Source organism: Piscinibacter defluvii, from assembly GCF_004011805.1.
Lineage (GTDB): Bacteria > Pseudomonadota > Gammaproteobacteria > Burkholderiales > Burkholderiaceae_C > Piscinibacter > Piscinibacter defluvii.
Map to the genome: position 1 here is coordinate 244,185 of NZ_RCHJ01000013.1, position 10,399 is coordinate 254,583.

A 10,399-nucleotide genomic window follows, 5' to 3' on the forward strand; every position below is an offset into this window, starting at 1 on the left:
AGAGACCAGGAGAACAGCATGAAGGTTTACTACGACAAGGACGCCGACCTCAGCCTCGTCAAGGGCAAGAACGTCACCATCATCGGCTACGGCTCGCAGGGCCACGCGCACGCCCAGAACCTGAACGACAGCGGCGTGAAGGTCACGGTCGGCCTGCGCCGCGGCGGCGCCAGCTGGAGCAAGGCCGAGCGCGCCGGCCTGCGCGTGGCCGAGGTGGGCGAGGCGGTCAAGAACGCCGACGTCGTGATGATCCTGCTGCCGGACGAGCAGATCGCGCAGGTCTACAAGGCCGACGTCGAGCCCAACATCAAGCAGGGCGCCTCGCTCGCCTTCGCGCACGGCTTCAACGTGCACTACGGCCAGGTCGTGCCGCGTGCCGACCTCGACGTCTGGATGGTCGCGCCCAAGGCGCCGGGCCATACCGTGCGTTCCACCTACACGCAAGGCGGCGGCGTGCCGCACCTGGTGGCCGTCTATGCCGACAAGAGCGGCAAGGCGCGCGACCTGGCGCTCAGCTACGCGGTGGCCAACGGCGGCGGCAAGGCCGGCATCATCGAGACCAACTTCCGCGAGGAGACCGAGACCGACCTGTTCGGCGAGCAGACCGTGCTGTGCGGCGGCGCCGTCGAGCTGATCAAGGCCGGCTACGAGACGCTGGTCGAGGCCGGCTACGCGCCCGAGATGGCCTACTTCGAGTGCCTGCACGAGCTCAAGCTGATCGTCGACCTGATCTACGAGGGCGGCATCGCGAACATGAACTACTCGATCTCCAACAACGCCGAGTACGGCGAGTACGTGACGGGCCCGAAGATCGTCACCGAGGAGACCAAGAAGGCGATGCGCCAGGCGCTCAAGGACATCCAGACCGGCGAGTACGCCAAGAGCTTCATCCTGGAGAACCGCGCGGGTGCGCCGACGCTGCAGTCGCGCCGCCGCCTGATGGCCGAGCACTCGATCGAGCAGGTCGGCGAGCAGCTGCGCGCCATGATGCCCTGGATCAAGAAGAACCGCCTGGTTGACCAGTCGAAGAACTGAGCGGGTATCCTCGCGTCCATGAACGACGCACCGGACCCGGCGCACGACGACGCGGAGCACGCTCCGCGTCCGCGGCGCAAGGGCATCTACATCCTGCCCAACCTGTTCACGCTGGCCGCGCTGTTCGGCGGCTTCTATGCCATCGTGATGGCGATGAACCAGCGTTTCGAGCAGGCCGCCATCGGCGTGTTCTGCGCGATGGTGCTGGACAGCCTGGACGGCCGCGTGGCGCGCATGACGAACACGCAGAGCGCCTTCGGCGAGCAGATGGACAGCCTGTCCGACATGGTGTCCTTCGGCGCCGCGCCGGCCCTGGTGGTCTACGAGTGGGCGCTCAAGGGCATGGGCAAGCTGGGCTGGATCGCGGCCTTCGTCTACTGCGCGGCGGCGGCGCTGCGCCTCGCGCGCTTCAACGTCAACGTCGGCGTGGTCGACAAGCGCTACTTCCAGGGCCTGCCGAGCCCGGCGGCGGCGGCGTTGGTGATGGGCTTCATCTGGCTGATGGACGACAGCGGCTACCGCGGTTTCCGCGAGGGGCCCTGGCTCGGCTGGGTGGCGATGGGCTTCACGCTCTACGCCGGGCTGACGATGGTCACCAACGTGCCCTTCTACAGCTTCAAGGACGTGCACTTCAAGCGCTCGGTGCCGTTCATCGTCACCGTCGCGATCGTGCTGGCCTTCGGCCTGATCGCCTACCACCCGCCCACCGTGCTGTTCGGGCTGTTCGTGGTCTACGGCCTGTCGGGCTATGTCGTGTACGGCTACCGCAAGACCAAGGGCAAGCCGGTCAGCGTGATCGCCACCTCGACCGACGAGCCCGACGAGCAGGGCCTGCACCAATGACGGGCCTGTGCTACATTGCGGCGATGACGTTCGGTCCCGCGATCACGCTAGCGCTTCTCCTAGGAGTTCCACGGGCTCGCTGATCGTCCACGTCCATCCGTTTCCGATCCGACGGCCCGTATGCAACCCGCAGCGGGCCGTTTGTCTTTCGTGATCGACGCGCGGGTTGCCCCAAGTTCCCCACCCACGAGGCAACCACGATGTTGAAGCAACCGCAGCAGAAGTACCGGGCGTTCCAGCCCGTCGCCCTGGCCGACCGCCGCTGGCCCGACGCCGTGCTCGACCGGGCGCCGCTGTGGTGCAGCGTCGACCTGCGCGACGGCAACCAGGCGCTGATCGAGCCGATGGACGCGCCGCGCAAGCTGCGCCTGTTCCAGATGCTCGTGAAGATCGGCTTCAAGGAGATCGAGGTCGGCTTTCCGTCGGCCTCGCAGACCGACTTCGACTTCGTGCGCCAGCTGATCGAGCGCGACTTGGTGCCCGACGACGTCACGATCCAGGTGCTGACGCAGGCGCGCGAGCCGCTGATCCGCCGCACCTTCGAGGCGCTGAAGGGGGCCCAGCGCGCCATCGTGCACGTCTACAACGCGACCGCGCCGGCGATGCGCCGCGTCGTGCTCGGGCTGGACGAGGACGGCATCGTCGATCTGGCGGTCACGCATGCGCGCCTGATCCGTGACCTGGCGCGCGAGCAGCCCGGTACCGCCTGGACCTTCCAGTACTCGCCCGAGATGTTCTCGGGCACCGAACTGCCCTTCGCCAAGCGCGTGGTCGACGCGGTGACCTCGGTGTGGGAGGCGTCGCCATCCAACAAGGTGATCGTCAATCTGCCGTCCACCGTCGAGCACAGCACGCCGAACGTCTTCGCCGACATGATCGAGTGGATGCACCGGCACATCGAGCGTCGCGACGGCGTGGTGCTGTCGGTGCACCCGCACAACGACCGCGGCACCGGCACGGCAGCCGGCGAGTTCGCGCTGATGGCCGGCGCGGACCGCATCGAAGGCTGCCTGTTCGGCAACGGCGAGCGCACCGGCAATGTCGACCTGGTGAACATCGCCCTGAACCTGTACACCCAGGGCGTGTCGCCGGGGCTGGACTTCTCCGACATCGACGAGGTGCGCCGCTGCGTCGAGCACTGCAACCAGCTGCCGGTGCACCCGCGCCACCCGTATGTCGGCGACCTGGTCTACACCTCGTTCTCCGGCTCGCACCAGGACGCCATCAGGAAGGCCTTCGCCGCGCGCCGCGACGGTGACGTGTGGGACATCCCCTACCTGCCGATCGACCCCAAGGACCTGGGGCGCAGCTACGACGCGGTGATCCGCGTGAACAGCCAGTCGGGCAAGGGCGGCATCGCCTACCTGCTCGAGGCCGAGTACGGGCTCGAGCTGCCGCGCCGGCTGCAGATCGAGTTCAGCCAAGTGGTGCAGGCGGTGACCGACGACACCGGCAAGGAGGTCGACGCGGCGCAGCTGCGTGCCATCTTCGATGCCGAGTACGGGATCGACGAGCCGGGCGTGGCCCATGTGGCGGTGCGCGAGTGCGGACCCGGGCGCGTGGCCGTGCAGGCGCAGGTGGGCCTCGACGGCGCCTCGCACGCGGTGGCGGGCGAAGGCACCGGCCCGATCGACGCCTTCGTGGCCGGCCTGTCGGGCTGGTGCCGCGCGCCGATCCGCGTGCTGGATTACCACGAGCACGCGGTGGGCGAGGGCGCCGACGCGCGCGCGGTGGCCTACCTCGAGCTGCGCATCGGCGAGCAGACGCTGTTCGGCGTGGGCATCGACCGCAACATCGTCAACGCGTCGTTGCGTGCCGTCGTCTCGGGCCTGCGCCGCGCGCTCGCCCGGGGGCAGGTGCGCATCGGGCGCGCCGCGACCGTCTAACATCCGCGCCATTCCGAGGAGACCGCCATGGCCGACAAGCTGATCATCTTCGACACCACCCTGCGCGACGGCGAGCAGTCGCCCGGCGCCTCGATGACCAAGGACGAGAAGCTGCGCATCGCGCGCCAGCTCGAGCGCCTGCGCGTGGACGTGATCGAGGCCGGCTTCGCGGCCTCCAGCAACGGCGACTTCGAGGCCGTGAAGGCGATCGCGGACCACGTGAAGGAGTCCACCGTCTGCTCGCTGGCGCGCGCCAACGACCGCGACATCGCGCGCGCCGCCGAGGCGCTGAAGGGGGCGGCGCGAGCGCGCATCCACACCTTCATCGCCACCAGCCCGCTGCACATGGAGAAGAAGCTGCGCATGACACCCGACCAGGTGTTCGAGCAGGCGAAGCTCGCGGTGCGCTTTGCGCGCAACCTGTGCGACGACATCGAGTTCTCGCCCGAGGACGGCTACCGCAGCGAGCCGGACTTCCTGTGCCGCGTGCTCGAGGCGGTGATCGCCGAGGGGGCGACGACGATCAACATCCCCGACACGGTCGGCTACGCGGTGCCCGAGCTGTACGGCAACTTCATCCGCCAGCTGCGCGAGCGGGTGCCGAACTCGGCCAAGGCGGTGTGGTCGGTGCACTGCCACAACGATCTCGGCATGGCGGTGGCCAACTCGCTGGCCGGCGTCAAGCTCGGCGGCGCGCGCCAGGTGGAATGCACCATCAACGGCCTCGGCGAGCGGGCCGGCAACTGCTCGCTCGAGGAAGTGGTGATGGCGGTGCGCACCCGGCGCGACTACTTCGGCCTCGAGCTCGGCATCGACACCACCCAGATCGTGCCGGCCTCGCGGCTGGTGGCGCAGACCACCGGCTTCGTCGTGCAGCCGAACAAGGCGGTGGTGGGCGCGAACGCCTTCGCGCATGCCTCGGGCATCCACCAGGACGGTGTGCTGAAGGCGCGCGACACCTACGAGATCATGCGGGCCGAGGACGTCGGCTGGGCCGCCAACAAGATCGTGCTGGGCAAGCTGTCGGGCCGCAACGCGTTCAAGCAGCGGCTGCAGGAACTCGGCATCGAGCTCGACTCCGAGACCGAGATCAACGCCGCCTTCGCCAAGTTCAAGGAACTGGCCGACCGCAAGAGCGACATCTTCGACGAGGACATCCTCGCGCTGGTGATGGACGAGTCGGTCACCACCGAGCACGAGCACTACCGGCTGCTTTCGCTCGCGCAGCATTCCGAGACCGGCGAGCGGCCGCACGCGAAGGTGGCCTTCGCAGCCGGCGCCAGCGAACTGCATGCCGAGAGCGACGGCAACGGCCCCGTCGATGCGAGCCTGAAGGCGATCGAGTCGAAGCTGAAGACTGGCGCGGAACTGGTGCTCTATTCGGTCAATGCCATCACGTCGGGCAGCACAGAATCCCAGGGCGAGGTGACGGTCCGGCTGCAGCACGGCGGGCGGGTCGTCAACGGTGTCGGCGCCGATCCGGACATCGTCGTGGCGTCTGCCAAGGCCTACCTGTCGGCGTTGAACAAGCTGCACAGCAAGACCGAGCGCGTGGCCGCCCAGGGTTGATCCCGAAGGCAATAAGTCACATTCCTGACAGTCCGAGGACCGACTTGAGGAATGGCGCGTAACGTTTTGATCTTGCGCGCTTTTTTCGAGACGCTTACACTCGCGCCGCATGGGCGTTGAAAGGACTGTCGTGGCAAAGTTGAAGCAACTCGTGACCCTTGGTCTGCTGACCTTGGTCGCGGCCGTTGCGCTGTCCACGCCCGTGTCCGCGGATGCGGCGCAGAAGAAGAAGCGCAGCACCGCCGAGGCGCGCCAGGCGCAGGCCAAGCCGGGCGTGCGTCGCGCGGCGGCCCGGCCGACCAAGCGGGTGGCGCGAGTGGTGCCGGAGCGTCCATCCTTCGGGCAGATCGCGGGGCTGCGGGCAACCGACGACGACCTGTCGCTCGCCTCCAGCGTCGCCCTGGTCGTCGACCAGGACAGCAACGAGGTGCTGCTCAGCAAGAACTCCGACGCGGTGCTGCCGATCGCCTCGATCACCAAGCTGATGACCGCGATGGTCGTCACCGAAGCCAATCTGCCGCTCGACGAGAAGCTCGCCATCGGCGAGGAAGACATCGACACCGAGAAGGGCAGCCGCTCGCGCCTGCGCATCGGCACCGAACTCTCGCGCGAGGAGATGCTGCACCTCGCGCTGATGGCCTCGGAGAATCGCGCCGCGCATGCGCTCGGGCGCCACTACCCCGGCGGCCTGCCGGCCTTCGTGGCGGCGATGAACCGCAAGGCGGCCGAGCTCGGCATGCACGACACGCACTATGTCGAGCCGACCGGGCTGTCGAGCAGGAACCAGTCGAGCGCCAAGGACCTGGCCACGCTGGTCAAGGCCGCCTACGACGTGCAGCTGATCCGCGAACTGTCGACGTCGCCGGAGTACTCGGTGGTGGTCGGCCGCCGCCAGCTGCAGTTCCACAACACCAACCGCCTGGTCAACAACCCGACCTGGGAAATCGGCCTGCAGAAGACGGGCTACATCTCCGAGGCCGGTCGCTGCCTGGTGATGCAGGCCAAGCTGGCCGGCCGCAAGCTGATCATGGTGTTCCTGGACTCCGCGGGAAAGTACTCTCGCCTGGGTGACGCCGAACGCGTGCGGCGCTGGGTCAACGACCTGGCTCCGGCCACGGCAGCGAGCCCGGCTCCGGCCACCTCGTCGATCGCGCTGCCGGAGCTCGATCCCGCCTCCTGAGCGCGCACCACGCGCCGGCTCAGCTCGGCCGGTAGCCGAGCGCCGACGAGATCTGCATCGCCGTCGCCTTCAGTCGGTCCATCCACGCCTCCTCCAGCCGGTCGGCCGGTGCGGAGATCGACAGGCCTGCGATCAGGTTGCCCTGGTCGTCGCGGATGCCGGCGGCCATGCAGCGAACGCCCAGCTCGAGTTCCTCGTCGTCGCGCGCGGTGCCCTGCTGGTTCACCCGCGCCAGCTCGCGCTCCAGGGCCGGCAGTTCGGTGATGCTGTTCCGGGTGTGGCCGGCCAGCCCGGTGCGGGCGGCATAGGCGCGCACGCGAGCCGGATCGTCGGCGGCCAGGAACAGCTTGCCGACGGAGGTGAGGTGCAGCGGCGCACGCCCGCCGATCGCACGCACCACCTGCATGCCCGAGCGTTCGCTGTAGGCGCGTTCGATGTAGACGATCTCGTCGCCCTGGCGCATCGACAGGTTGACCGGCTGATGCGTCAGCTTGTGCAGTTCGCGCATCGGGCCGAGCGCCGCGTCGCGCACGTCCAGCCGCGCCTTGACCAGGTTGCCGAGTTCGAGCAGCCGCATGCCGAGCCGGTAGCTGCCGGCCTCGGGCCGGTCGACGAAGCGGCCGATCGTCAGGTCGTTGAGGATGCGGTGCGCCGTCGAGGGGTGCAGGCCGGCCTGCTCGGCGATCTGCTTCAGCGGCACCGGATCGGGGTAGGACGCCAGCACGTCCAGCAGGTGAAAGGCCCGCTCCAGGACCTGGATCGTCGGTGACTTGTCGTCGGACTTGGACATGGGAACGGATTCTGACGCATCCTGGGGGCATTCTGCATGGCGAAAACGAAAACTTGGATGCGGAACAAATCAGGCCGGTGATTCCTCGAGCGCCCGCATCGCGGCCTGGGCGCTGAGCACGGCGCCCTCCAGCGTGGCCGGGTAGGGGCCGTCGACATGGTCGCCCGCGGCGACCAGGCCCGGTGCGATGCGCCCGGCCGGGCGCAGCAGTGCCGGGGTGCAGCGGAAGGTCGCGCGCTTCTCGGTGATCGTCTGCACCGGCTCGAGCGGCCCGCGCAGGACAGCGCCGAGCAGCCGGCCAGCCTGGGCCTGCGTGGCCGCGAGCGTGGCCGGCAGGCCGCGCTCCACCCAGGGTTGCGCGCCGCTGATCACGAAGGCGAGCAGGCCCGGCGGCCCGCCGAGCTGACCGCGGTCGAACACGAACTGGGCGGGCGACTCCGCGTCGCTGGGCAGCGCGAGCATGGGCTCGGGCAGCCGTGTCCCCTCGCTGCGCAGGTACACGGTGATGATCGGCTCGTAGCGCAACGCCGCGGCCACGCCGGACCAGGCCGGGGCGACCGGCGCCGCCAGGCGTGCCGCCTCGCCCGGGGGCACCGCCAGCACGACCGCGTCGAAGCGCTCGCCGTCGACCTGCCAGACGGGCCCGTCGGCCTGCAGCGCTTGCACGCGTCGACCGAGCCGGAGGGTGGCGCCACGCTGCCCCAGCCACTGCCAGGCAGCGCGCGGCAACAGCGCGCCCAGATCGGCGCGCGGCAGCAGCAGGTCGGCCGAACCCGGGCCGGCGAAGAGCGCATCGCGCAACACGCGCAGGAACACCGCGGCGCTGGCCTCCGGCGCGGGCGTGTTCAGTGCCGCCACGCAGAGCGGCTCGATCAGATCGCGTTGCACCGCCGGCCCGAGGCCCTGGGTCAGCTGCGCGACCGTCGCCAGGGGCGGGCAGTGGAACCCCTGCAGCCGCCAGCGCCCCGCCGCAGCCAAGAGGCCGAGCCGCTCGCGCAGCGGCCAGCCGGGGCGCGCCAGCACGCCGCGCACGAAGGCGAGCGTGGCCGGCCCGGGCGGCAGGCGCAGGCCGCGTCCGTCGGGCTCGACCAGGCGCAGCGGGCTGCGCAGCAGCACCTGCTCGGGGTCGACGCCGACGCGGCGCATCAGGCGCAGCGTCTGCCGATAGGCGCCGATCAGGATGTGCTGGCCGTTGTCGAGGCGCCAGTCGCCGAGCTGCACCTCGCGGGCGCGTCCGCCGGGCTGCGGCGCCATCTCGAACACGCTCACGGCGTGCCCGCCGTCGATCGCCTCCACGGCCGCGGCCAGCCCGGCCCAGCCGGCGCCGATGACGGCCAGGCGGCGCATCAGCGGCCCCGCCAATGGGTCTTCATCGCGATCCAGATCTTGCGGACGGGCGTCAGCGACACGCGCTGGTGGAGCACCTGGAAGCCGTCGGCCTCGATCTCGCGCAGCAGCGTGCGGTAGATGTTGGCCATCATCAGGCCGGGTTTCTGCGCCTCCCGGTCCGCCTCGGGCAGCAGCGCGAGCGCCTCGTCGTAGCAGCGGTGCGCCCGCTCGGCCTGGAACGTCATCAGCGCCGTGAAGCGCTCGCTATAGGCGCGCTGCAGGATCTCCTGCGCCTTGACGTCGAACTGCTTCAGCTCCGAGACCGGCAGGTAGATGCGGCCGCGCCGCGCGTCGTCGCCGACGTCGCGGATGATGTTGGTCAGCTGCATCGCGCGGCCGAGGCGGTGCGCATAGGCGAGGGTGGCGTCCTGGGTGCGGCCGAAGATGTTGGCCGCCACCTCTCCCACCACGCCGGCCACCAGGTGGCAGTAGCGCTCGAGGCCGGGGTAGTCGAGGTAGCGCGACTGATCCAGGTCCATCTGGCAGCCGTCGATCACCGCGGCGAGGTGCTCGGCGCGGATGTCGTAGGCCGGTGCATGCACCGCCAGCGCCTGCATGACCGGGTGGCTGGGGTGCCCCGCGTAGGCCTGCACGACCTCACCGCGCCACCAGGCCAGCTTGGCCGCGGCAACACTCGGGTCCTGCACCTCGTCGACCACGTCGTCCACCTCGCGGCAGAAGGCATAGAAGGCAGTGATCGCGGCGCGCCGCGGCGGCGGCAGGAACAGGAAGGCGTAGTAGAAGCTCGAGCCGCTGCCGGCGGCCTTCTCCTGCACGTACTGCTCGGGCGTCATGCGGCGCGTCCCTGCAGTGCGGAGTGCGGCGCCGCCATGCGCCAGGCGCGCCACAGCAGGCGCGGCGCGTCGGCGCGGCCCAGCGCCGGGCGCGTGCGCCAGCTGGCGTAGCCGAGCTGCTCGATCTTCTCGAGGATGCGCAGGCCACCCTGCACGACCAGGCGCAGCTCCCAGCCGACGCGCCCGGGCAGCGTGTGCACCAGCGGCGCGCCCTCGAGCATCAGGCCGCGTGCCCAGTCGACCAGTTCTGCCACCAGCGCCCGCAGTGCCGGGGATTCCTCGCGCCGCAGCACCGCCTCGGGCGCGACGCCGTGGCGCAGGCAGTCGCTTTCGGGCGGGTAGAGCCGGCCGCGTGCCGTGTCGATCGACAGGTCCTGCCAGAAGTTGGCCAGCTGCAGGGCGCTGCAGATCGCGTCCGAGCGGTGAAGCGAGAGCGGATCGGCCACGCCGTACAGGTGCAGCAGCAGGCGGCCGATCGGGTTGGCCGAGCGTCGGCAATAGTCCAGCAGGTCGGGGCGGTCGGCATAGCGCTGTCGCACCACGTCCTGCTCGAAGGCCGACAGCAGGTCGGCCAGCAGCGGCGCCGGCAGCGCATGGCGTTCGAGTGCCACGCGCAAGGGCCCGAACACCTGCGGCCAGCGGGCCGAGGGGCTGGCGCCGGCGGCCACCGCCTCCAGGTCGCGCCGGTAGTCGGCCAGGTCGGTCAGGCGCTGCGCCGGCGCGGCGTCGCCCTCGTCGGCCAGGTCGTCGGCGGTGCGCGCGAACCAGTAGATCGCGGCCACGGCCGGGCGCAACGCCGGGGGGCACAGCCAGGAGGCGACGGGAAAGTTCTCGTAGTGATCGACGCTCACGGGCGCGATTGTCCACTGCGTCGCGGGCGCACCTCGGGCTTGAACGCGCCCGTGCGGTTTGA

The 10,399-nt window shown here is 70.0% G+C and carries 9 protein-coding genes; 5 read left to right on the forward strand and 4 right to left on the reverse strand.

Features of this window, described 5'->3' with window-relative positions:
- The first annotated feature begins 18 nt into the window (after positions 1–18).
- From ilvC to pbpG, 5 genes are all read left to right on the forward strand, one after another.
- On the forward strand, positions 19–1,035 hold the full coding sequence (gene ilvC / locus D9C15_RS20645) for a ketol-acid reductoisomerase (protein ID WP_128000343.1): 1,017 nt from the start codon (positions 19–21) through the stop codon (positions 1,033–1,035).
- Between the two features lie 18 nt (positions 1,036–1,053).
- Positions 1,054–1,878, forward strand: a complete 825-nt coding sequence (pssA, locus tag D9C15_RS20650) for a CDP-diacylglycerol--serine O-phosphatidyltransferase (RefSeq protein ID WP_128000344.1) — start codon at positions 1,054–1,056, stop codon at positions 1,876–1,878.
- A gap of 200 nt (positions 1,879–2,078) precedes the next feature.
- Entirely contained in the window at positions 2,079–3,764 is a 1,686-nt protein-coding gene (gene leuA, locus D9C15_RS20655) for a 2-isopropylmalate synthase (protein WP_128000345.1), read from the forward strand.
- A 27-nt stretch (positions 3,765–3,791) separates the two neighbouring features.
- Positions 3,792–5,333, forward strand: coding sequence for a 2-isopropylmalate synthase (locus D9C15_RS20660; RefSeq protein WP_128000346.1), 1,542 nt, complete (start codon positions 3,792–3,794; stop codon positions 5,331–5,333).
- 109 nt (positions 5,334–5,442) lie between these two features.
- Positions 5,443–6,513: a D-alanyl-D-alanine endopeptidase gene (pbpG, locus tag D9C15_RS20665; RefSeq protein WP_128000347.1), complete on the forward strand. Its 1,071-nt coding sequence runs from the start codon at positions 5,443–5,445 to the stop codon at positions 6,511–6,513.
- A gap of 19 nt (positions 6,514–6,532) precedes the next feature.
- Here the strand turns inward: pbpG and D9C15_RS20670 are convergent, their stop codons facing one another.
- The 4 genes from D9C15_RS20670 to hpnC all read right to left on the reverse strand — a co-directional run bounded on the left by D9C15_RS20670 (position 6,533) and on the right by hpnC (position 10,337).
- Positions 6,533–7,303, reverse strand: coding sequence for an IclR family transcriptional regulator (locus D9C15_RS20670; protein WP_128000348.1), 771 nt, complete (start codon positions 7,301–7,303; stop codon positions 6,533–6,535).
- A gap of 69 nt (positions 7,304–7,372) precedes the next feature.
- The gene (gene hpnE / locus D9C15_RS20675) at positions 7,373–8,650 is read right to left on the reverse strand and encodes a hydroxysqualene dehydroxylase HpnE (RefSeq protein WP_128000349.1); all 1,278 of its coding nucleotides are present in this window, start codon (positions 8,648–8,650) and stop codon (positions 7,373–7,375) included.
- Complete coding sequence (gene hpnD / locus D9C15_RS20680; protein WP_128000350.1) at positions 8,650–9,486, reverse strand: presqualene diphosphate synthase HpnD; 837 nt, start codon at positions 9,484–9,486, stop codon at positions 8,650–8,652. Before hpnD ends, hpnE begins: the two co-directional genes overlap by 1 nt.
- The gene (gene hpnC / locus D9C15_RS20685) at positions 9,483–10,337 is read right to left on the reverse strand and encodes a squalene synthase HpnC (RefSeq protein ID WP_128000351.1); all 855 of its coding nucleotides are present in this window, start codon (positions 10,335–10,337) and stop codon (positions 9,483–9,485) included. Before hpnC ends, hpnD begins: the two co-directional genes overlap by 4 nt.
- Positions 10,338–10,399 lie beyond the last annotated feature (62 nt).

Excerpts from the sequence above, each read along its gene's own strand:
- D9C15_RS20670 (WP_128000348.1), bottom strand. The coding sequence starts at position 7,303 with ATGTCCAAGTCCGACGACAAGTCACCGACGATCCAGGTCCTGGAGCGG.
- hpnD (WP_128000350.1), bottom strand. The coding sequence starts at position 9,486 with ATGACGCCCGAGCAGTACGTGCAGGAGAAGGCCGCCGGCAGCGGCTCG.
- pbpG (WP_128000347.1), top strand. The coding sequence starts at position 5,443 with ATGGGCGTTGAAAGGACTGTCGTGGCAAAGTTGAAGCAACTCGTGACC.
- hpnE (WP_128000349.1), bottom strand. The coding sequence starts at position 8,650 with ATGCGCCGCCTGGCCGTCATCGGCGCCGGCTGGGCCGGGCTGGCCGCG.
- leuA (WP_128000345.1), top strand. The coding sequence starts at position 2,079 with ATGTTGAAGCAACCGCAGCAGAAGTACCGGGCGTTCCAGCCCGTCGCC.
- D9C15_RS20660 (WP_128000346.1), top strand. The coding sequence starts at position 3,792 with ATGGCCGACAAGCTGATCATCTTCGACACCACCCTGCGCGACGGCGAG.
- ilvC (WP_128000343.1), top strand. The coding sequence starts at position 19 with ATGAAGGTTTACTACGACAAGGACGCCGACCTCAGCCTCGTCAAGGGC.
- pssA (WP_128000344.1), top strand. The coding sequence starts at position 1,054 with ATGAACGACGCACCGGACCCGGCGCACGACGACGCGGAGCACGCTCCG.